This is a genomic window from Proteiniclasticum sp., assembly GCF_032054185.1.
GTDB lineage: Bacteria > Bacillota > Clostridia > Clostridiales > Clostridiaceae > Proteiniclasticum.
This window is the reverse complement of record NZ_DAMBTF010000001.1, coordinates 64,712-88,704: the sequence shown is the minus strand read 5'-3', so window position 1 is coordinate 88,704 and position 23,993 is coordinate 64,712. Positions and strand designations below refer to the sequence as shown.

Here is a 23,993-nt window from a genome sequence, read left to right as displayed (position 1 = left end):
ATGATGAACAAAGAAATGATGACATTAAGAATGAACGGCTATGCTATGACAACTTACGGAAGGAATTTCACCAGTCTTAACGAAAAGGAAAAATATACCGTTTTCGCGAAAGCGCTTATGGAAGATATCCTGCCTAAGTGGCAGACTTCTGAAGAAAAGTTTGAAGGAAAGAAGAAAGCGTATTACCTTTCAGCTGAGTTTCTTATGGGACGCGCACTTTCCAACAATCTGATCAACCTTGGCAATTTGAAGGAAATGAAGGAAATGTTGTCCTCCATGGGTATCGACTACAATGCCATCGAAGAGGCGGAGAGCGATGCAGGTCTTGGAAACGGCGGTCTTGGAAGACTTGCTGCATGCTTCCTTGATTCAGCAGCTACGCTGAACTATTCACTGACCGGATACGGAATCCGGTACAACTACGGAATCTTCGAGCAGAAGTTCGCCAACGGCTATCAGGTGGAGGTAGGCGACAACTGGCTTGAACATGGCGATTCATGGTCCATCAGAAGACAGGACGAGAAGGTCAAGGTGGACTTCAAAGATCAGAGTGTCTACGCTGTGCCTTACGACACACCGATCATCGGATTTGGCGGAGAGACCATAAATACATTAAGACTCTGGCAGTCAGAAGCGATCAACGACTTCAACTTCTCCGCCTTCAACGATCAGAAGTATGACAGGTCCGTGAAGGAGAAGAACGACGCAAGCAATATTTCAAAGGTTCTTTATCCCAACGATTCTCTTGAGAAGGGAAAGATTTTAAGACTCAAGCAGCAGTATTTCTTCGTATCCGCATCACTTCAGGATATGGTGAGAGAATACAAGAAGACCCATAAGGACTTCAAGATGTTTTCGAAGCTTCATGCAGTGCAGCTTAACGATACCCATCCAGCAGTAGCCATACCTGAGCTCATCAGACTTCTGGACAAGGAAGGCGTTTCCTTCAAGAAGGCACTGCAGATCGCAATCGACACATTTGCCTATACAAACCACACCATTCTCAAGGAAGCTCTTGAGCAGTGGTCGGTAAAGCTTTATAAGAAGATTCTTCCAGATGTCTACAAGATCATCGTGAAGATCGATAATCTGCTCCGCAAGGAACTTGTGGCCAAGGGGCTGCCAACAGACGAAATCAGCGAATTCGAGATCATCCATGAAGGAAACATCAAGATGGCATGGCTTTCCATATATGGAACACATTCCACAAACGGTGTCGCAAGGCTTCATACAGACATCCTGAAGGATACGGAGCTTTCTGACTGGTATCAGCTCTTCCCGGAAAGATTCAACAACAAGACAAACGGAATCACTCAGAGAAGATGGCTTCTAGAGTCCAATCCGAAGCTTTCAGCATTCATTACAGAGCTTCTGGGCAGCGACAGCTGGATTACAAACCTTAATGATCTTTCCAAGCTCAAAAAATATGCTCAGGATGATGAGATCATCAGAAGATTCATGGACATCAAGATGGAGAAGAAGCTTGAACTTAAGGCATACATCAAGAACAAGGAAGGCATCGAGATCGATGAGCATTCCATTTTTGATATCCAGATAAAGAGGCTTCATGAGTACAAGAGACAGCTTCTCAATGCTTTCCATATTCTTTACCTCTACAACAGACTGAAAGAGGATAAGGATTTCCAGATGGAGCCAAGGACTTTCATCTTCGGTGCAAAGGCTGCGCCAGGATATGTCAGAGCCAAGGGTATCATCAAGTTCATCAACGAAATCGGAAACATGGTCAACAATGACGAATCCATAAACGGAAAGATCAAGGTCGTCTTTGTTGAAAACTACGGCGTATCCTATGCGCAGAAACTCTTCCCTGCTGCAGATATCTCAGAGCAGATTTCCACTGCAGGTAAGGAAGCTTCAGGCACAGGAAACATGAAGTTCATGCTGAACGGTGCACCGACCATCGGTACCTTTGATGGTGCAAATGTTGAGATCGTGGAAGAGGCGGGACTTGAAAACAACTATATCTTCGGTCTGACCGTAGAAGAAATCGAAGAACTTAAGGCTGACTACAATCCGAAAAAGGAACTGGAGAGTAACCCAAGGCTTAAGAAGGTGGTCGACTCCCTTATCGACGGAACCTTTGACATCGATACAAGAGAGATGTTCACAGAGCTTCATGATTCAATCTTGAAGGGTGCCTCATGGCATGCTCCGGACAACTACTTCATCATCAGAGATTTCGATGGATATCGAGAAGCACAGGAAAGAGTCAGCGATGATTTCAGTAATCAGCTTGAGTTCTACAGAAAAGGATTCATCAACATGGCCTCATCAGGTAAGTTCTCATCGGATCGTACCATTGTTGAGTATGCAACCGAAATCTGGGATATCCCAAGCATCACAGAAGGTAATGAAAAGGAGATGGCCGTTTAGGATCATTTCAGGCTAAAGAGGTGGGCTGTCATTTCAGGCAGACCCTTTGGTAATCAAGGGATATGGCGAAAATGCATTTATGCAATGCAAACGCTAGCATTAAATTTTCGCCATATTTACACCTTTTTAACTTTTTTAACTAGCTTTTTAGCTAAATAAGCTGTATAATTAAATAGTAAAGCGTTTTCATTTGAGTTTTTGTGCAAGCGTATGCACCGTATCTGAACTGCTCTGTCCATTCTGGCAGGCCGGGTTACGGGAACTACATATCACTTAAGCCTGAAAGTAAACGGTTACGATTTAATTCAATACATAGAAAACAATAAAATGTATTAGGAGGATAAAAAATGAAGAAAATCACTAGTCTTGTACTTGCTCTGATGATGACACTTACAGTTGCTGCTTGTGGGTCCAAGGACGAAACACCAGAAACACCAGGAGAAACTCCTGTAGAAACACCAGGTGAAACACCTGCAGAACCAGAAGGTGGACTTACAGGCGAAATCACAGTTCAGGTTGAAGAAGGATGGAAGCCATACTATGATGCCGCTGTTGAAAGATTTGTTGAAGCGAACCCAGACGCAGCTGTTGAGCTGATTGTTACAGGATCATTCGATATGCTGGATATTCTTGACAGCACAGACCCATCAAATGAAGATATTGCAGACGTATTCTCAATCCCAGCGGATAGAATATACGGACTTAATGATAATGAAGCCCTAGCTCCAATCGATGCTATGGCTATCGCAGATAAGGTTGGAGGGTTTGACAACTATGACGCAGGTCTAGGTGGAAACTTCAACATCGACGGAGATTACCTTGCGTTCCCTATGAACATCGAAACACTGATCGCCTATGCAAACACAGCTAACGCTGAAGCTGCAGGAATCGATCTGACAAAGACAGTTGAACTGAATGACGCTGGTCTTGATGTTCTTATCCCTATGTTTGACGCTTGGTTCGGTGTAGCAGTACTTAACTCTGCAGACATCGATCTACTTGCAAAAGCTGATGACGGAACACTTTCATCAGACTTCACAGCTGAATGGGCAGACCTTCCAGCTGAAAAGAAGGCTGCTGTAGAAGCTGTATTCAACTACTGGAAGACAACACAGGATGCAGGCGTACCAATGTGGGATGCTGAAGCAGCCTTTGGTCATATGGACACAGAATTCACAACTGGCGGATCCGCTGCACTTAGAATTTCCGGACCATGGGATGCAGGCGCATTCTCAAAGCAGGCTGGAGAAGGTGCTGACCTTGAAATCATGCCACTGGGAACAATCACAGTTGCAGGACAGCCACTTAAGCACTGGAAGGGTGGATGGGGAATTGCCATCAACTCAAGAAACGAAGGCGACGATGAAAAGATGGCTCTTGCAGAAGCATTTATCGCAGAGCTTATGAACACAGAACACGCTGTAGAATTCTTCAAGAATACTGGAAAGATCATGGAAAACGTACCAGCTGATGTATACATGAGCTCAGATCTTACAGATGAAGAGAAAGCGATCATCGAAAACGTACTTGCTTCTTATGCAGATGCTCCAGCTAGACCACTGTTCACAGAATGGGGTTCAGTATGGGATACATGGAAGAACTCAGTACTATCTTGGTCATCAGTAAAGCCAGCTGATGCTGAGGCAGCTTACAAGGAAATCAAAGCAGCATTCGATGCGATGATGCTTAATTACTAGAATAAACAATAGTTATACTTATAGAGAGGCTACGGCCTCTCTTTTGTATCACTATAGATGTTTTTCCGTTATAATAATATATAAAGACAAAGAATTGATCTTAAAACAAAAGATAAAAGTCAGAATAACGAAATCAGAATGAAACACTGAAAGGATAATCCATGAACAGCTATACAAAATTTCCTAAAAGGCAGCTCTACATCATACTCATAGCCGTAGCATTTATCATTTTCATCAGCTCCATAGATGTCCTTATGCGCGTCAAAGACAGCCAGCTGTTTGAAATCTGGAAGGCAGAGATCATGAAATCGGGAAACTTTTCTCAGGATTTCAATCCGACTTTTGATGACTATGCCGGTGCGGAAATGTTCCGTTATCTGTTTAAGATTGCCATACCCATGGGATTTGGCTTATTGACATATTTTACCTATGTCAAGCTCAGGCTGAACCGTATATTTGTTTTCATCTGGAGCGTGCTGCTTGTGGGCGGAATGGCTTATACATTCTTTGAACTGAATTTTGGATCGATATTCTACTATCTTGTGATGGCAGGATATCTGGTCTTGATTATTACTGTCCTTTCTCTTAATGGAGAAATAGGCAGTAATAAAAATGTGTAAAGGTGGGAGAGATCGTGGCGAAATACAGCAAAGTCCTTTATGACTATATCGGACGACAATATGAAAGAAAGAATCTGTATCTCAAGGAAGTTGCCTTATTGCAAGATAAGATTGGACATGCTTCTCCAAAAGAGAAGGAGACCTTGAAAAATCAGCTGAAAGAATTGATAAGCAGTAAAGACAAACATCCCTATCTTCTTGAACTCAAGGAGTATGAGGTGAACGAAAAGAGATTCCTGGATGATCTGAAGACGAAATCGAGAACTTTTGAAGAGTCGCTGGATAAATCACTTTCAGGTGATGTGAAGAAACTGGAGAAGAGGCTTTTTGAAAGCAAGCTAAAGGAAGATTTCTACAAGGATTACGTGGAACTTACCTATGATGCCGAGTACCATTTCAAGGAAGCCGTAATCGACATGAAGCTTCTGCCCAGCATCGTCTACAACATCGGACGTCTGGAACAGGAACTACAAAGTGCCCTAAACCTGAGACCTGAAGGGGACAAGGCACTGATCAGTCAGGAAATCTCAAGGTTCAAAGCGGAGAAGAAAGCCGTTCTTGACAAGAGATCGGATGAACTGAAGGCGAAGAGAAAAGACGGTCTCATTTCGGAAAAGGCCATGAAAAACGGTCTGAAGGAAATCAGAAAGAACTATCAGTATGCCGTCAGGGTCAAGGAATATGATGATCCGGACAAGATGAAGAAAGAACTGATCAAGAGCAAAAGATACGAACTGAAAGATTATATCAGAGTCAATAAAAGAGTTGCAAATGCCGATATCGCAGATGCAAGACGAAACACTCCGATTGAAGTCATGAAGACAAAGCCCGTGAATACGATGATCGGACTTCTGTTCCCGGGTGTTGGCCAGCTTCTGAACAAGCAGCCTGTGAAGGCGGCGCTCTTCTTTATCGGGCTGATCTTCATCTATGCTATAGCAGTGCCTTATGCGCTCGGATACGGAAACTATCAGGGTGAAGGAATCGCGGGACTCATCAGTCTGGCAGAAGATGGAAGAAGAATCGACAAATCCCTCATCTTCATGATTGAAGGTGTTGTGGCGATGATTCTCCTCATCTTTTCAGCGGGCATCTACATTGCGAACTACAAGGACGTCAGGAATGTCGAAATGGGCGAGATCAGAGGAACACGAGGCAAGAACTGGTTTGAAACCGCTCAGACCATCGAAGAGGATGGATTCCCGTATCTCGTTTCCATACCGGCACTCATTGTCATCTCCTTCATCGTACTTGTACCGATCTTTACAGCAATACTTCTGTCCTTTACCGGGATGGATCCGAGAAATCAGTCGAAATTCCCTTGGGTGGGTATACAGAACTATAAACTTATTGCATTGGGACAGGGACTTGCAGGGTCCGTATTCTGGCAGATTCTTGCGTGGACAGTCATCTGGACACTCACTGCAACAACCCTTGCAATCGTCATCGGATTCGGGCTGGCACTTCTGGCAAACAATCCGAGAATCAAGGGTAAGGGGTTCTTCAGAATGGTCTACCTTCTCCCTTGGGCAGTACCGGCATTCATCACCATCATGTTCTTCAGTATCATGTTCAGTAATACTGGAGCACTGACGCAGATCATCGATAATGTATTCGGCGTCGTCATCGACTTCAAGAACGATACATTCTGGAGCAGATTCATCCTTGTCATGATGCAGGGATGGCTCGGAAGTTCCTATGTATTCCTTCTTTCAACAGGTGTACTTCAGGCGATTCCTGATGATCTGTATGAGGCAGCGGATATCGATGGAGCCAACAGCTGGCAGAAGATCAGAAAGATCACCCTGCCTATGGTACTATTCCAGACAGCTCCGCTTCTGGTCAATCAGTACACCTTCAACTTCAACAACTTCTCCATCATCTATCTGTTCAACGGTGGTGGACCCTTTAATCCGACAAAATACGGAAACCTCGCAGGTTCCACGGATATCCTGATTTCCTATATCTATAAGCTCACCATGGACAATCAGTATCAGGCGATCGGAGCCGCAATCTCCATCGTGATCTCAATGGGACTCATGATTTTCGCATTCATCGGCTACAAGAATTCAAAGGCATTCAAGGAGGAGAGATTATAATGAAATTCTTCAGAAAAAAACAGGAACTGTATCTTTCCGACAGACAGCCTCTGACCCTTGTGGGTACAATCATGCTGGGTATAAGTTATCTGATCCTAGCCGCATGGGCATTCATCATCATATGGCCGCTGACCCAGATGGTCATTTCCGCCTTCAACGGCACTCAGGATAAATACATCAGAATGAACAGAATCAGCGATCCGAGTTACACTTTCTCCTTTAAGCATTTCCAGTTCCTTTTTGAGGACACGCTGTATCTGACCTGGGTAAAGAATACCATCGTCATCGCTCTGGCAACAGCGGCTCTTACGATAGTCATTGTATCCTTTACGGGATATGCCTACTCCAGATTCAGATTCAAAGGCAGAAAGGCAAGCCTTATGACCATCATGCTGATTCAGACGATACCGACTTTTGCGGGAATCACAGCATTCTATACTCTGCATTCCATCGTCTCGTCTGTAGCACCTTTCTTCACCAGACAGATGATGCTCATCCTCATCTATGCAGGCGGAGGCATCGCGGCCAATACCTTTATCCTTAAAGGATATATGGATTCCATCTCCACGGAGCTGGATGATGCGGCAAAGATCGACGGATGCTCTAACATGCAGGTCTACAGGCTCATCATCATGCCGATTGTGAGACCGATGCTGTCAATCATCGCCCTCTGGTCCTTCATCGGACCTTTCATGGACTATCTGCTTCCTAGGGTTCTACTGACAAACCCTAGCCAGTACACGCTGGCACAGGGTCTGTATACACTCATGAATAACAGGGAAACACTGAACCAGCCAGCTTTCGCAGCTGGGGGTCTGCTGACTGCAGTACCGATCGTCATCCTGTTTGCGGCACTGCAGAAACAGCTGATTTCAGGACTCGCCCAGGGCTCAGTCAAGGGTTAAAGAAAAACTAAAGTGGAGGTAGAATGAAATGAAAGTTACATTAAAGAATATCGGGAAAAAATATGAAGGTCGAGAAGAGTTCACCATAAGAAACATCGACCTGGAAATAGAAGAGAAAGACTTCTGCGTCATCCTCGGGCCATCAGGCTGCGGGAAGACTACACTTCTTAGAATGATCGCAGGACTAAATTCCATCACAGAGGGCGATCTTCTCTTCAACGACAAGAGAATGAACAAAGTGCCATCCAAGGACAGAGACATCGCCATGGTGTTCCAGAGCTATGCTCTTTATCCTCATATGACCGTCTACGACAATATGGCCTTCTCTCTTGCCATGAGAAAAGAAAGAAAGAGCGTCATCGATCAGAATGTGAGAGAAGCGGCTGAGCTTCTTCAGATCACAAACTATCTGCACTCGAAGCCTTCGGATATTTCAGGCGGACAGAGACAGAGAGTTGCGCTTGGACGAGCCATGGTGAGAAAGCCAAGGGTATTCCTTATGGATGAGCCTTTATCAAATCTTGATGCAAAGCTGAGAGAACATATGAGAGTGGAGCTTGTGAGGCTTCATAAGTCACTTGGTACCACTTCCATCTATGTCACCCATGATCAGACGGAAGCCATGACCATGGCTACAAAGATCGTTCTCATGAATGAAGGGAAAATTCAGCAGGCGGGTATGCCTGAGGAATTCTACAATAAACCTGCCAATCTTTTTGTGGCAAGATTCATCGGATCACCTACCATGAATGTCTTCGAAGGAAGCATCAAGGACGGATCATTTGTATCCCATGACGGACTCATCAAAGCCTCTCCTGCTGAAGCGGATCGTAAGGCTGTGGAAGAATTTGAAGGAAAAGATGTATCTGTTGGTATCCGTTCAGAAAGATTCCTCACAGAAGCTTCAGATGAGAATGTGGAAGTGGACATCGATGTCATCGAAATGCTGGGTAAGGAAAAGATTCTTTATACCAAGCTTTCCTCAGGAAAAGAGGTGATCATCTCCGTACCGGGACATTTAAGCTTTGAAGAGAACACAAGACAGAAATTCGGACTCGATCAGGGATCACTGCATTTCTTCGATACAGAAACAGGTATGAGAATCAACAGCTAAAGGACAGACATAAATGGAAGGAGGAAGAATCCTTGATAAAATCAGGACAGACAACAGTAAAAGATGTAGCCTTAAAGGCAAATGTATCGCCCTCGACGGTATCAAGAGTGATTTCCAATCACCCGAAGATCAGCGAAGAGACAAGAGTCAGAGTATTGAAGGTGATGGAAGAGATGGGGTACTACCCCAATGCCATTGCCAGGTCTCTAGCTTCAAGAAAAACAGGTACTGTAGGTGTGATTCTGCCGAACAGGTCGCAGGACTTGCTGCTTAATCCTTTCTTCCCGGAAGCCTTAAGAGGAATTCTGAAAGGAGCAGCTGCTGCTTCATATGATGTGCTTCTCTCGAGCAGTACCGAAAATAAAAGTGAACTGGAAATTGTCAAAACCTTTATCCGGAGTTCAAAAGTGGATGGTATCATCCTCATGAGTTCCAAAGTGGATGACGAAACCCAGGAATATCTGTCCGGTATCGATTTTCCTTTCTCCCTTATAGGATCTCCCTATAACAACAAGGAGAAGGTCAATCATGTGGACAATGACAACTACATGGCAGCCTATGAACTGACCACTTATCTCAGCATGATCGGTAGGAAAAGAATTGCCCTCATCGCCGGTGAAGTGGGACAGATGGTGACCATGAAAAGAATAGAAGGGTACAAGAAAGCCCTTATGGAGAGCAATCTGCCTTATGACGAGAAGCTTCTCTTCACCGGCAAGTTTGATGAGGAAACAGGCTATACCTATGGTGTGGCGATTCTCAATCTTGACCCGATGCCCGATGCCATCATCATCACAGATGATCTTATCGCATTCGGCGCAACTAAGGTGTTCAAGGGAGCAGGGATTGCCATTCCGAAGGACATGGCCATTGCAAGCTTCAACAACAGTATTCTTTCCCGTTATTCGGATATTCCTCTGACCAGTGTTGAGATCAATTCCTTCGATCTCGGCTACTGCTCGGTGGATCTCCTGGTCAAGGCGATCAATGAAGGCGTCAAGGGAAGAAAACTGATTATTCCCTATGACATCATCAAGAGGCAGTCAACCGACGGAGAGCTTTAAGACATGAAACCATAAGGTGCTGTAGTTTATCTATGGCGCCTTTTTACTTCAGAAGACAGACGCATATATACGGTTCCTTAAGAAGGAGGAAAATATTATGATCAATATCCATGCACTTCATCATCAGACAACCATACCCTATGCCTACGCAAAGGACATCAATACCCTCTATGTAAGAGTTCGTACGGCAAGGCATGACGTCAGTGAAATCAGAGTATTTTATAGAGACCGGTATCTTCGAAAGAAAATCTACAAAATCAGGACACTCAAGAATTCCTACCGCGACAATCTCTATGATTACTATGATGGACTGCTGGATCTTAAGAGAAACAGATATGAATACTTTTTTGTGCTGAGAGACCATGACGGTAAAATCTGGTATATGGATGAAAGAGGAGCCTGGAGAAACAGGCACAAAGGTCTCCATCCCTATGTCTATCCTTATATCGCGGCGGATGATGTCTACGAGGGAGAAAACTGGCTCAAGGAGTCCATCTGCTATCAGGTCTTTCCAGACCGTTTCCATCGGGCGGAGAATGCTGAAGTCGTCATCGATGACCGATGTGAGCTTTCGCCTTGGGGGCAGACACCGAAACATAAAAGCTTTTTCGGCGGGAACATCAAGGGCATAACTGAGAAAATTCCATATCTTAAAGAGCTAGGCATCAATCTTCTCTATTTCACGCCGCTTTTTGAATCTTCTTCCAATCACAAATACAATACGAAGGACTACTATAAGATCGATCCTAGTTTCGGAAGCCTTGAAGAGACGAAAGAGCTTGTCAGGCTCTGTCATGAATCAGGTATCAGAGTTGTTTTCGATGCGGTATTCAATCATACCGGAAATGACTTCTTTGCCTTTGAGGACATCTATATCCATCAGGAAGATTCCAGATTCAGGGACTGGTACCATATCGATTCTTTTCCTGTTTCAAAGGAAAGAATCAACTACTACACCTTCTCAAACTCACTGGCTTATATGCCGAAGCTGAACCTCAAAAACAGGGAAGCCAGAATGTATTTTCTGGAGGTTGCAAGGTACTGGATCAGGGAAGTGGACATAGACGGCTATCGTCTTGATGTATGCGACGAGCTGAGTCATGACTTTCTCAGGGAGCTGAGAAGGGTGGTCAAGGAGACAAAGGATGAGGCGGTCGTCATCGGGGAAATCATGCATGAGGCTGAAGATTTTCTGGAAGGTAAGGAACTGGATTCCATCATGAACTATCCGTTCAGGCATGCCATGATCGATACCTTCGCAAAAGATGAACTGGACATTGATGACTTTTTCCAGGTGCTCGTGCATAACCAGACCATCTACAGAGAAGAAATCACGCACCAGATGCTGAATCTTCTGGGCAGCCATGACACGCCAAGATTCATTACCGCTTCAGGGGGATCTAAGGAAAAACTGAAACTCGCTACTGCATTTCAGTTTCTCTACAAAGGTGTGCCCTACATCTATTACGGTGATGAGGTGGGTATAACCGGTGGAGATGATCCGCTCTGCAGAAAGACCATGATCTGGAATGAGGAAAAGAGAGATAATGATCTGCTTGAATTCTTTAAGAAGTTGATCAGGATCAGGAAAGAATATCCTGAACTTGTCTATGGAGACTTTAAAATCGAGCTCATCAGAGGACGTGTCTTCGGCTTCAGCAGAAGCTTTGAAGGCAAAAAGCTCATTGCATTTTTCAATCTCCATGAACGACTGAGAGAAGTTACTGTGAGAAGAGCCATCACAGGCAGGGACATCTATACAGGTGAGAAAGTGGTTATCGACAGAAAGCTGACCATGGAACCGCAGTCTTTCAGAATCATAGAGGTGGAAATTGAAGGAGAAAAAAAATAGGAGGCACTTCATGAAGAATAAATTAAGGCTCATCATTTCGAGCCTTCTCATCCTCTCCCTCGCCGCTTCATGCGGCACTAAGGAGAAAGAATATATGACCAGTACCGAAGGAGTATTCTCCTATGAAAATGCCACAGTCTATTTTGCCATGACAGACCGATTTCTTGACGGAGACGAGAAGAACAATACTTCCTATGGAAGAAAGTCTGCAGATGATCTGGGCAATAAGATCGGGACTTTCAACGGCGGAGACATCAAAGGGATGACCGACAAGCTTGAAGAAGGATATTTTACAGATCTTGGGATAAATGCCATCTGGATCACTGCTCCCTACGAGCAGATCCATGGATATATCGGTGGAGGAAGAGAGGGCGATTTTGCCCACTATGGCTTCCACGGCTACTACGCACTGGACTGGACCATGATGGACAGAAACATCGGTACTGTTGAAGAATTCAGGAAGTTTGTGGACACCGCCCATGAAAAAGGCATCCGAATCATCATGGATGTCGTCATGAACCATGTGGGGTATCCGAACCTTCAGGACATGCTGGACTACGGCTATGGAGGCAGCGAGCTTCCTTCTGAATTAACTGTGGAAGAAGGGGAGGATTTCTTCTCCTATACAGATTATGTAGACTATGAAGATCCTGCTGCATGGGAGAACTACTGGGGGGATTGGGTAAGAACAGATCTTCCTGGGTATGAGAAGCCTGGAGATACGGAAATCGACTTTTCCCTTTCAGGACTCCCTGATGTCCGAACGGACGTCACAGAAGATATCGGCCTGCCGCCTATTCTTGAGCGGAAGTGGTCATCGGAAGATGAAAGCTCTGATCCGTGGATACTTCCCGCTGCGAAGGAGCTGAGGAAGGACCTTGGCCTTGCACCCTACGCGTACATCGTAAAATGGCTCAGCGCATGGGTGGAAGAATTCGGCATCGACGGATTCCGGATCGATACCGCAAAGCATGTGGAAATCGAAAGATGGGCGGAGCTTGAAAAATCGGCGACAGAAGCTCTAGAGAAATATAGAGCGAAAAATCCCGACAAGGCTTCTGCACAGTTTCAAGATGATTTCTTCATGATGGGTGAGGTATGGGGGCATGGTGTTCTGAAAAACCACTACTTCGATAACGGATTTGATGCGCTCATCAATTTCACCTTTCAGGGACTCAAGAAGGACGGACCGGCTTTTCGAACCGGAAAAAAGGACAGTGTCTTCAGTAATTACGCAGAGGCGCTCAATAACGATGAATCCTTCAATGTGCTCAGCTATATCTCTCAGCATGACACTGTGCTCTATCCTAGGCAGAAACTGGAAGAGGGTGGTACATATCTTCTTCTCCTTCCTGGAGCTGTAAAGATCTTCTATGGAGATGAAACGGCAAGGGCAATAGGAGATGGCGGATCTGATGCCACACAGGGAACAAGATCAGCTATGAACTGGGAAGAGGTGGATGAGGAGCTTCTGCTGCACTTCAGAAAACTTGGCCGCTTCAGAAACCGGAATCTTGCAGTTGGTGCTGGTGAGCATATAATGCTCAGTGAAGATCCGTACATTTATATGAGAAACTATGACCGGGACGGACTAAAGAATACGGTCATAATCTATGAAGGCGAACCTGGTGAGGTGGAAATAGCCGTCAGCGAAGCATATACTGACGGAAGCCTTGTCAGAGATGCCTACACGGATGAAATCTATACCGTAAAGGAAGGAAAAATCCTTCTGAAGGTGCATGAAAAGGGGCTTGCGCTCCTGGAAGAGGTCACAGAAAAAGAATAAGGTAAAATGAGATCAGGTATTCATAACAAGGGTTATGTCATCCTGATCTTATTTTTTATGCGAAACTGTAGACACATCCCAAGACCAGTTTAAATTTTCTGATAATTCTCACTGCGTACATGGTGCGATGTGCTTCTAAGGTTTATAATAGAGATAAGAGATAACCCTGCCGATATTGATTTTTGGGGAGGTGGAAAAATGAAACTCACGCTGTATCCCAGGACAAAATCAGTTGTATTTTCCATCAGTTTCATGATTATGGCCGTAATTCTGGTTGTCATTGTCGCTTATCTGGGACGGGATATCGAAGTCAGTGAGGAAACAGGTTTTTTTGATCACATGAATCTGGCAGTTATGACCATAGCAGCATTTGCCTTTTCCATTGTTTCACTGATCACCGGCGCTCTTGCAGTTCTTAGAGATGATGAAAAATCAATACTCTGTTATGGTGCTCTCGTGCTTTCGGCAGTTGCAGTGTATTTTGGGGTATCTGAGTTCATCGGTGAAATGAATCTGCTCAATACACAGACAAAATAGAAGAAATCGGATCTTAGTGGCTCCTATCGAAGGGTGATTTAAAATTTGGACTTAAAGAAGATGGATATCCTAAAGGGCATGATGCCATTTAGGATATCCGTTTTTATCTGCTCTTATTTTTCAGTTCGTTAAGATTCCAGCCAGTGAGAAATATTCAGGTTGTTATTTGAATACGCTATGATCGGAATATACAGATCATCCTTGTGTTTCTCATATTAATGACACTTCAAATGGTTCAGTTTTTCCAATTCAAAAAGAAGAAAAAAGGGCTATAATGAAAACAAAGAAAATATATTAAGGATTATAATGAATCTAGATGGGGTGATACTATGGAACTTAATAACGACTGCATTCTGATTCTCAGTTATATCTCTGAATACGATGATGAATATGTTAAATTATCAGAATTAAGTGATCATTTCAACGTAACGGAGAAGACAATCAGAAACCGGTTGAACCAGATGGAAGATTTTCTGCGTACAAAGGGCTTTGACTCTATTGACCGTAAGTATGGTCAAGGAATCAGACTGAAGAATTCACATGAGCTGAAAGCTTATCTTAAGAAGTTCACAACGACCTTCACACCCTATCAGTATGTTTTTTCTCCCGAAGAAAGAAAACGATTTATTCAGTCTGAACTGCTTCAGAGTCAGGAGCCAATCAATATATCCTATTTCATGTCAATCATGGATATTTCAAAGAATACAGTGATAAAAGTTCTGAACGAGATTGAAGACTTCTTTGGGGAATATGCACTTAAGCTCGTCAGAAAGCCAAGAGTAGGAGTATTTGTTGTCGGAGAGGAAAATAACAAGAGAATTGCTCTCTCCAGGGTGAATTCAGAAATCATGAGTGTTTCCGATATATTGAATTATATTTCCACGGGTAAAGGGAATTCAAAGAGCAACATTCTACAGTTTGAAACACTTTTTTCTGAGATCGATATTGATTTTCTTGACAGACTTGTCCGGGAAGTTGAAGAAGCTGGAAGCCTTGAGTTCAGTGACGCAGCATACGGAAGCATGATTACCCATCTGGTGATCATGATCAAACGGATACAGATGGACAAGCATATTCTTGTCATAGATGCGGCCATAGATGAGAAGAGTTATGCGCATGAAATCAGGATCGCTCAAATGATGGTGGACAAAATTGAGGCTCATTACGGAATTAATATCCCTGAATCGGAGGTCAACTACATTGTACTTCATCTCATCGGAGCAAAACTCAATAAGGGTCCTGGCTATGGTGATTATGAAAAAGATGGACTGAGACAGACCGTTCTTAAAATGATCAGAGCATTTGAAAGCCTCTATAATATTACATTCAGACAGCCTGATGCTCTTCTGGATGGACTGCTCCTCCATCTCAGACCGGCAGTCAATCGAATACGATTCAACCTGAGCATTGAGAATCCTTTGTATGATGACATCCTGATCCAGTACCGTGAACTCTTTGAAAATACCCGGAAAATCTGTGTTGTACTGGAAGAGTATCTGGGGAAAAATATCAGCCTGCATGAAATATCATATATTATGCTGCATTTTGGTGCTGCAATTCAGAATTCCATCGAGGAAGATCAGCCGCATAGAGTGGTTCTTGTCTGTGGAACAGGCATTGGTACAGCCAATATGCTGAAATCGCAGCTTAACGAAGTCTATCATATTGATGTTGTGGATACCATCAGTGCAAGAATTGCACCTGAATATCCAGCCAGCAAGTATGATTTTGTGATATCGACCATTTCAATTCCAGGAATGGAACAGAGCGAATACATTCGAATCAATCCGCTGCTCATGAAGAGCGATTTTGAAAAACTGGACAGAAAGCTTTCGAAGAAGAAAAATATCCTGCATCGTAATCAGCCTGTATCAATAGACGGCATCATGAATATCATCGAGAAGTACGCGGATATCAAAAACTATGATCAGCTGCAGCTGGAAATCATGATGATTCTGGCAGATAAGATCACAGAAGGCAGAACTGAAGGCGGAAATCTGCGGGACTATCTGAAAGAGAGCAATATCAGAGTTTCTGTACCTGTAAAAAACTGGGAGGACACGGTTGAAGAAGGATGCAGAATTCTCGAACAAAGAGGTTCCGTACTTCCGAGGTATGCTGATTCGATCAGAGAAAAGCTGAATTCGTTAGGACCATATATGGTCATTGCACCAGGTATCGTTCTTCTACATACAGACATCAAAGAAGGGGTACAGCATACAGATTTTTCCCTTATGACACTTCGGCAGGGTATCCGCTTCGGAAAACAGGATTTTGATCCCGTGAGACTTGTGATCACCTTCTCCACATCAGATGGTGTAAATCATATACAGGCCTTAAGAGACCTGGCTATCCTTTTATCTGATCAGGAAAAGATTCTACGAATCATGAATGCCGAAAGCAAGAAAGAAATCCAGAAATTATTATAGAATACAAAAATCAGGAGGTACAAAATGGAAAACAATCACTTTGATATTCTCACGCAGAAAGCAAAAGAGGTTCGCATGATGATACTGGAAGAAATCGCGGTTCCAGGACAAGGTCATGTGGGTGGTAGCTTCTCCGCTGTTGAGTCCCTGGTCGCACTCTATAACGGTCTGATGAACATCGATCCTGATAATCCTCAAATGAAGAAAAGGGACCGTTTCATTCTTTCAAAAGGACATGCCGGTCCTGGACTTTATGCTGTTCTTGCGGAAAGAGGATATTTCGACAGGAAGATGCTGCTTACATTGAACCAGCCCAATACCAATCTTCCCAGTCATTCCGATATGAACCGAACACCAGGAATAGATATGACTACGGGTTCTCTAGGTCAGGGAATCTCCTGTGCAGTCGGAATGGCCTATGCTTCCAGGCTTATGAAGGATGATAATTTTGTCTACTGTATGGTCGGAGATGGTGAAGCTCAGGAGGGACAGGTATGGGAGGCAGCTCTGGCTGGAGCCAACTTCAATCTTGACAACCTGATTCTTTTTATGGACTACAATAAACTTCAGCTCGATGGAAAACTTTCGGATATCGTGGACATGGGTGATATGGAGATGAAGTGGAAGGCTTTCGGATATGAAACCTACAGCATCGACGGGCATAGCTTTAAGGAGATTTTTGATACCGTTGCTGCTGCCAAAGAGGTTAAAGGGAAACCCAAGATGATTATTCTGAATACCATAAAGGGGAAGGGTGTGAATTCGATTGAAAAACTCGGATTCAAGAATCATAGTATGCCTGTAACGCAGGCGCTGATTGATGAAGCGAATATGGAACTTTTCGGAAGGAGTGAAATGAAATGGCTTTAACAGGAATGAGAGAGGTACTTGCACAATCCCTGCAGGAACTCATGGAACAAGATGAAAGAATCATTGTGATGGATGCGGATCTTGCTACGGCTAACGGTACCTTCGGTCTAAGAAAAATCTTTCCGGATCGTGCGATCGACGTTGGGATAAGTGAAGCCAATATGGCGAGTATGGCTGCTGGAATGTCTGCATACGGAATGAAGCCCTTTATCGTCACCTTCACAGCTTTCGCATCGAGAAGAATATGCGATCAGCTGGCCATCTCCTGCTCGTATGCTAAGCAGAATGTCAAAATTATTGCAACGGATGCTGGCGTAACCGCTCAGACCAATGGAGGAACACATATGTCCCTGGAAGACATCGGCATAGTAAGAAGTATACCCGGTACTGTCGTTCTGGATATGGTCGATGGCATTCAGCTTAAGAAAGCCCTACCTGTAATCCATGAGTACAAGGGCGTTGTATATGTCAGGATGGTCCGTAAGGAAACACCGGATGTATTCGATGAATCTTATGAATTCAACCTTTTTAAAGGCACCAAGGTTAAATCCGGAAAAGATCTGACCATAATTGCTTCAGGCATAATGGTTCATGAGGCAATTATGGCTGAGGCGGAACTGAAGGAAGCAGGAATTGATGCTGAAATCATTGCGATTCACTGTATCAAACCGATAGACCAGGATATTATTCTTGAAAGTGCCAGAAAAACCGGTAAGGTGATCACGCTCGACAATCACAATATCCATGGAGGGCTTTACAGCGCAGTGACAGAAGTTCTTTCTGAAAAGTATCCGGTACACGTAAAAGGAATTGGAATAAAAAATCATTTCGGCGAAGTGGGCAGTACAAGATTTCTGATGGAAAAATATGGTATTGCTAAGGAAGATATTGTAAGAGAAGCGAAGATTCTCTGTGGGAACTAGAGAATAGTGGTTGATTGGTTCAATTGTTCCAATTTAAACGGAAACGATATGAGCCAATCGAATATATTTTTTCTTAAAATCTTCGTATATGATTAAGTCAGATGTAAACCTTTAAATATTAGGGAAATGGTAGGTAATATAAAATGATTAAGAACATATTGACAAAAGACTTTGTCTTGACCAAAGTGAAATGCAGTGATTGGAAGTCGGCGATTCATGCGGGGTCTGCGCCATTGTTAGAACAGGGGTACATCGAAGAGCAGTATGTGGAAGCAATTCTGAAAAATTTTGAAGACATGGGTACTTACATGGTCATTGCACCTGGGGTGGTACTTTCCCATGCCAGACCTGAAAACGGTGTAAAAAAAATGGGCATGAGCATCATCAATCTGGATGAAGGAATCAACTTCGGACACCAGACTAATGATCCTGTATATTTAGTGATCACACTTGCAGCAAGTGACAATACCTCACATCTTGATCTGCTCAAAGAACTTATGGGCATTCTGATGGATGAAACAAAGCTTGAGACGCTGAAGTTTGAAAAAGAGCAGGATAAACTTCTAGCGTTATTTAATAGCAATAAAACAGGAAAGGAGGAAATGTAATGAAAATACTCGTATGTTGCGGAAGCGGACTTGGATCCAGTTTTATGATAGAGATGAACGTGGAAGCTGCACTAAAAGCTATTGGTGCTCCTTCTCATATTTCGGTTGATCACTCTGATCTTGGATCTGCCAAGGGCTATTTCGCCGATCTTTATATCGGAACAAGAGATATCGCACCAGAACTGGAAACAATCGGAAAACCGGTCATCTCCCTTGATAATATGCTTGACAAAAAAGAACTGGAAACAAAGCTTGAAGCCAAGCTGAAAGAAATGAATGTAATTTAACATTAAATATATTTTAAGGAGGATTCAATCTCATGCTTCAATTTATTCTTGACATTCTAAGTACCCCTGCAATTCTTGTTGGTCTTGTAGCCATGGTCGGACTTCTGGCATTGAAAAAACCGACGTCAGAAGTCATCAAAGGAACCATAAAAACCATTATGGGATTCCTGGTTCTTGGAGGGGGAGCGGACATTGTAGTCGGAGCCCTGAACCAGTTCGGTATTATGTTCCAGGAGGGCTTCGGTATTGTAGGTATCGTTCCGAACAATGAAGCAATCGTTGCTCAGGCGCTGCAGGAATATGGAACTCAGACAGCACTCATCATGGCTTTCGGTATGGTAGCGAATATCATTATCGCAAGATTTACACCGCTTAAGTACATTTTCCTCACAGGTCACCACACACTTTATATGGCATGTATGATCGCAGCTATCCTTGCTGCAGGTGGTGTTGAAGGCACAGCTCTTGTCGTTATCGGATCAATAATTCTGGGATTCATCATGGTTCTTTCGCCAGCTCTGGTTCAGCCGACGATGAGAAAGATCACCGGAACAGACGAGATCGCATTCGGGCATTTCAGTGCTGCAGGTTACTGGTTATCTGCACAGGTCGGTAAATTAGTCGGTAAGGGATCCAAATCCACTGAAGAGATGAACTTCCCTAAATGGCTTCTCTTCATGAGAGATACGTCTGTTGCGATTTCTCTTACAATGGGAATTCTGTATCTGATCGTTGCTGTTGCAGCAGGTCCTGAATTTGTTCAGAGCGAGCTTAGCGGTGGACAGAACTTCATCATTTTCGCACTCATTAAGGCAATAACCTTTGCAGGTGGAGTATATGTCATTCTTTCAGGTGTAAGACTGATCTTAGGCGAAATCGTTCCTGCTTTCAAGGGAATCGCAACGAAGATCGTTCCAAACGCCAAGCCGGCTCTTGACTGTCCAGTAGTATTCCCTTATGCACCTAATGCGGTAATTATCGGATTCCTGTCCAGTTTCGTCGGTGGTATCATCGGTATGGGTATTCTCATAGCCATCGGTGCTCCAGTAATTCTGCCAGGTGTTGTTCCTCACTTCTTCACAGGTGCAACAGCAGGTGTATTCGGTAATGCAACGGGTGGTAGAAGAGGTGCCGTATTGGGTTCTATCGCAAACGGTCTCCTCATCACATTCCTTCCGGTATTGCTTATGCCGGTACTTGGAAACCTCGGATTTGCCAATACCACATTCAGTGATGCTGACTTCGGTATCGTAGGAATTTTACTCGGTAATATTCTAAGACTGTTCAACTAATCAGGATGATGAGATGAAGAAGGATATCCGAAAGGGCATGATGCCATTTCGGATATCCGTTTTTTATCTGCTCTTATTTTTCAGTTCGTTAAGCTTTCCTGCCAGTGCGAAATATTCACGTTCAAGCTCAGGCAGGTTCACTTTTGCTGCAAGGGTCATTTTATGGGCAAGCTCTGCAAGATTCATCTCGAGAATCAGAATATCCTCATGGGAATCGACCTTAGGTTTCTGCTTGTCCAGAAAGTATTCATAGTCTCCTTCGAAGGTCTTCAGTCTTTTCTCCTCCAGAAGCCAGATTTCTTCGGCTACAGCTTTAATGAAGTAGCGGTCATGGGAAATGAGAAGAATCGCCCCTTCATATCCCGATAGAGCTTCCTCTATGATCTCTTTCGTTTCGATATCGAGAAAGTTTGTGGGCTCATCGAGTATGAGCAGGTTGCATTCTTTAAGAATGAGTTTGCACAGCTCAACCCTCAGTTTCTCCCCATAACTCAGTGAACCGATTTTCTGGAAGACCATATCCTTAGTGATCCGCATGGAACCTAAAAGGTTCCTGATTTCTGATGGATCATCAGAGTATCTGCCAAGGTCCTCGAGAGGAGTCTTGTCTTTTTCCAGATGGTAAAGCTCTTGGGAAAGATAGCCAATCTTTGCTGATGGCGGAATGTGGATTCTTCCATCATAGCTTATCTGTCCAAGGATGATTTTCATAAGCGTCGTCTTTCCGGCTCCGTTTTCTCCAAGAAGAGCGATCTTGCTTTTGTTTCGGATATGGAAGTTCACATGCTCAAAAAGACTGAAATCAAAAGATTTTGCGATATTTTCTCCACGAACGAGAACAGGCGATGCCTTTTCTTCGGATATGTTGAAGGCGAGATTGACCTCTTTTTCATAGTGGGGTCTTTCCATGACCTCCATTTTCTCGATACGCTTTCGCATGGATTTCGCTTTCTTCTGGAGCTGTTTATTTCTTGATCTCAGATAGTCGTTTTTGGATAAGCCTTCCAGCTTGTTTGCTTTATCCGATATTCCTTTGGCTGCAGCTTCAAGTTCTTTTCTTTTTTTTGTGTATTTAATATACTCTATATTCTGTCTTCTGATTTCTTCTTCTCTTTTCTTTCGGAAGAAGGTATAGTTTCCGGAATACTTCTTAAGAGTACCCTGATCCAGATGGTGGATCTCGTTCACCGTGTGGTCGAGGAAGTCACGGTCATGGGAGATGAGAAGGACTGCTCCTCTGTATGATGCCAGATATTCCTCAATGACTTCTATACTTCTCGTATCCAGAAAGTTTGTGGGCTCATCCAGAATAAGCAGTGGTGGATGGTCTTTCACAGCATTCAGAAACAGCAGCTTCGTTTTTTCTCCTCCGCTCAGTCTGCTGATTTCTCTATTCATCATTTTCCTGATGGAGAGATCTTCCATGAGCTTAAAGAGATCTTTATCATAATTCCCTTTGAGAATGTCTTTCAGGGTTTCATCTGTTACTGAGCTGCTTTGGGGAAGGTATCCATATGGACACCCAAGGTGAACTGTTCCTCCGGTCGGGTCGATGCTGCCTAGAATGATGCTGATGAGTGTCGTTTTTCCTGACCCGTTACGGCCGAGGATCCCAATACGGTCATTGTCATGAATCTCGAGAGATACATGTTCAAAGAGATCCTTACTTGGGAATTTCATGTACAGGTCTTTAATGATTAATTTCTGCAAGTCTACCACCTCGTAGTTCTTGCCAGTACTTCTTCATTTCTGAATCTTAGAGGCAAGATATTTATTTCTCATGATGCATTTTTTTAATCTTCACGTTTCTTTACCTCCTGTTTTTTCTGCTTACAGTATAGTGGATGAACAGGTAGAAATCAAACAAATACTGCAAATATAGAACAAGTGAAATTTAATGGTGTATCTACCGAGGGTGTAAATATAAAGGTATAATAAGGATATCGTTATAATAATGAGACATAAGTACGGTAGATGAAAGGGGAAATTATGATCAGCAGAAAACTGAAAATACTCGTAGCCAAGATTACACTTCTATCCATGATTGCAGCGGGGACATCTGCAATTCTTCCACTCCATTCTGATTTAAAGTGGGCTGACAATGCAATGACCGTCATGGCGGCAGAAACCGGAAAAGTGACTGTCACATGCAGCTCGCTCTGGACTTATTCAAGAGCGGCATGGGCAGCCAAAATCGCTGTGGTTTCAAAAGGAACCTCCTTCAACGTTGTCGATAAGTTGGTTGTTGACGGAAGAGAAATGTATAGACTGGATAACGGCAGATACATCACTGCAAATCCTGCGTATGTTTCGTTCCAGGGATCAGCAGCAGTAGCTGCTCCTGCACCTGCACCGACACCTGCTCCGGCTCCTCAAGCAGGTAGCGAGATGGCGACAACAGCAAATCTCTATATGAGAACTGGCCCGGACTCAGGGTACAAGAGCATCAGAATCATTCCAAACGGAAGCAGAGTTACGGCCCTTGAAAGCCAGAATGGCTGGTATAAGGTCAGCTTCTCGGGTTCAACTGGATGGTCTTCAGGGAAGTATCTTAAAGCGGCAGCGGTTTCAGTACCGGCACCACCGGTAAGTGCGGCAGCGACCTATGTCAGAACAAATGCAAATCTCAACCTCAGAAAAGGAATCGGAACTTCCTTTGGCATACTTTCTACAATTCCATCGGGAACACCTTTTAAGGTCCTCGCAGCATCCGGCGGCTGGTATCAGGTCAGCTATAATGGACAGATAGGATGGGCCTCAGGAAGCTATATGACAAAGATCAGCAGTTATTCTGAAAAGGTGATCAGCATCCCCTATGTCAATCAGTATGCACCGGTATATGCACCAATGGGCTGTGAGGGAGCAAGTCTTCTGATGGCACTTCAGTTCAAGGGAAGCACCAGTGAAGGTCTTAAGTCGTTCCTCGAAAAGATGCCTATGACGGAAAGAAATCCGTATACAGGATTTGCAAGCACTCCATTTGCAGTTGTCCAGGGCACACCTGAGATCTTTCAGTCCATCTTCCCGGAAGCGCTTACAGCTTACGGAAGAAACTACAGTGCGAATGTGACGGATATATCCGGTTCTACGACAGAACAGCTGAAGGCTGAAATCGACAAAGGAAATCCTGTGGTTGTCTATGTGACGACAAGAAACTACGAAACACCAAAATGGAAAGTCTATGATATGGGCGAAGCCGGTATGGTGAATATCGTCGACAACATGCATGTGATGGTGCTGACAGGATATAACTCAGACGGCAGTTATCATGTGACTGACCCTGCAAGCAGCAGGAAAACCTACTGGGTAACCAGGGAGAAATTTGAAGCTTCCTACAATGCTTTGAAATGGGCAGTTGTTGTAAAGTGATTAATCATATAGATATTTAATAATGAAAGCTCTTGGATTGCGGAAGTCTATGCAATCCAAGAGCTTTTCAGATTTTATTACATAGTAATACATATTAAATATAGATATAATTATGATGATGATTATAATAAATAGTAAATATCTGAA

General features: G+C 43.7%; 18 protein-coding genes. 17 read left to right on the top strand and 1 reads right to left on the bottom strand.

The genetic code is table 11. The features are described 5' to 3' along the window. The first annotated feature begins 3 nt into the window (after positions 1 to 3). The 16 genes from RTX25_RS00390 to RTX25_RS00315 all read left to right on the top strand — a co-directional run bounded on the left by RTX25_RS00390 (position 4) and on the right by RTX25_RS00315 (position 20,477). Entirely contained in the window at positions 4 to 2,394 is a 2,391-nt protein-coding gene (locus tag RTX25_RS00390; RefSeq protein WP_312649494.1) for a glycogen/starch/alpha-glucan phosphorylase, read from the top strand. A 347-nt stretch (positions 2,395 to 2,741) separates the two neighbouring features. After that, entirely contained in the window at positions 2,742 to 4,091 is a 1,350-nt protein-coding gene (locus tag RTX25_RS00385; RefSeq protein WP_312649297.1) for an ABC transporter substrate-binding protein, read from the top strand. A gap of 161 nt (positions 4,092 to 4,252) precedes the next feature. Continuing rightward, complete coding sequence (locus RTX25_RS00380) at positions 4,253 to 4,711, top strand: hypothetical protein (protein ID WP_312649295.1); 459 nt, start codon at positions 4,253 to 4,255, stop codon at positions 4,709 to 4,711. Positions 4,712 to 4,725: 14 nt separating this feature from the next. Then, complete coding sequence (locus tag RTX25_RS00375) at positions 4,726 to 6,810, top strand: ABC transporter permease subunit (RefSeq protein ID WP_312649294.1); 2,085 nt, start codon at positions 4,726 to 4,728, stop codon at positions 6,808 to 6,810. Beyond that, positions 6,810 to 7,715: a sugar ABC transporter permease gene (locus RTX25_RS00370; protein ID WP_312649292.1), complete on the top strand. Its 906-nt coding sequence runs from the start codon at positions 6,810 to 6,812 to the stop codon at positions 7,713 to 7,715. Before RTX25_RS00375 ends, RTX25_RS00370 begins: the two co-directional genes overlap by 1 nt. A 28-nt stretch (positions 7,716 to 7,743) precedes the next feature. After that, positions 7,744 to 8,829 (top strand): sn-glycerol-3-phosphate ABC transporter ATP-binding protein UgpC, encoded by a 1,086-nt coding sequence (locus tag RTX25_RS00365; protein ID WP_312649290.1) that lies wholly within the window; start codon positions 7,744 to 7,746, stop codon positions 8,827 to 8,829. Between the two features lie 32 nt (positions 8,830 to 8,861). After that, positions 8,862 to 9,893 carry a LacI family DNA-binding transcriptional regulator gene (locus RTX25_RS00360; protein WP_312649288.1) on the top strand — a complete coding sequence of 344 codons (1,032 nt, stop codon included), beginning with the start codon at positions 8,862 to 8,864 and terminating at the stop codon, positions 9,891 to 9,893. A gap of 97 nt (positions 9,894 to 9,990) precedes the next feature. Then, a complete protein-coding gene (locus RTX25_RS00355) occupies positions 9,991 to 11,745 on the top strand; it encodes an alpha amylase N-terminal ig-like domain-containing protein (protein ID WP_312649286.1) in 1,755 nt (584 codons plus the stop codon). Between the two features lie 10 nt (positions 11,746 to 11,755). Further along, positions 11,756 to 13,531 (top strand): alpha-amylase family glycosyl hydrolase, encoded by a 1,776-nt coding sequence (locus tag RTX25_RS00350; RefSeq protein WP_312649284.1) that lies wholly within the window; start codon positions 11,756 to 11,758, stop codon positions 13,529 to 13,531. A gap of 198 nt (positions 13,532 to 13,729) precedes the next feature. Next, positions 13,730 to 14,068, top strand: coding sequence for a hypothetical protein (locus RTX25_RS00345; protein ID WP_312649283.1), 339 nt, complete (start codon positions 13,730 to 13,732; stop codon positions 14,066 to 14,068). A gap of 329 nt (positions 14,069 to 14,397) precedes the next feature. Next, complete coding sequence (locus RTX25_RS00340) at positions 14,398 to 16,497, top strand: BglG family transcription antiterminator (protein WP_312649281.1); 2,100 nt, start codon at positions 14,398 to 14,400, stop codon at positions 16,495 to 16,497. A gap of 24 nt (positions 16,498 to 16,521) precedes the next feature. After that, entirely contained in the window at positions 16,522 to 17,367 is an 846-nt protein-coding gene (locus tag RTX25_RS00335) for a transketolase (protein ID WP_312649279.1), read from the top strand. Then, positions 17,358 to 18,290 carry a transketolase C-terminal domain-containing protein gene (locus tag RTX25_RS00330; protein WP_312649277.1) on the top strand — a complete coding sequence of 311 codons (933 nt, stop codon included), beginning with the start codon at positions 17,358 to 17,360 and terminating at the stop codon, positions 18,288 to 18,290. Before RTX25_RS00335 ends, RTX25_RS00330 begins: the two co-directional genes overlap by 10 nt. Before the next feature lie 143 nt (positions 18,291 to 18,433). Next, the gene (locus RTX25_RS00325) at positions 18,434 to 18,898 is read left to right on the top strand and encodes a PTS sugar transporter subunit IIA (protein ID WP_312649276.1); all 465 of its coding nucleotides are present in this window, start codon (positions 18,434 to 18,436) and stop codon (positions 18,896 to 18,898) included. Beyond that, positions 18,898 to 19,185, top strand: a complete 288-nt coding sequence (locus RTX25_RS00320) for a PTS sugar transporter subunit IIB (protein WP_312649274.1) — start codon at positions 18,898 to 18,900, stop codon at positions 19,183 to 19,185. The genes RTX25_RS00325 and RTX25_RS00320 overlap by 1 nt, the downstream gene beginning before the upstream one ends. A gap of 32 nt (positions 19,186 to 19,217) precedes the next feature. Beyond that, a complete protein-coding gene (locus RTX25_RS00315) occupies positions 19,218 to 20,477 on the top strand; it encodes a PTS ascorbate transporter subunit IIC (protein WP_312649272.1) in 1,260 nt (419 codons plus the stop codon). 63 nt (positions 20,478 to 20,540) lie between these two features. Here the strand turns inward: RTX25_RS00315 and abc-f are convergent, their stop codons facing one another. Then, a complete protein-coding gene (gene abc-f / locus RTX25_RS00310; protein WP_312649270.1) occupies positions 20,541 to 22,187 on the bottom strand; it encodes a ribosomal protection-like ABC-F family protein in 1,647 nt (548 codons plus the stop codon). A 279-nt stretch (positions 22,188 to 22,466) separates the two neighbouring features. Here abc-f and RTX25_RS00305 point away from each other — a divergent pair, with 279 nt between their 5' ends. Then, on the top strand, positions 22,467 to 23,846 hold the full coding sequence (locus tag RTX25_RS00305) for an SH3 domain-containing protein (RefSeq protein WP_312649269.1): 1,380 nt from the start codon (positions 22,467 to 22,469) through the stop codon (positions 23,844 to 23,846). Positions 23,847 to 23,993: the final 147 nt, after the last annotated feature.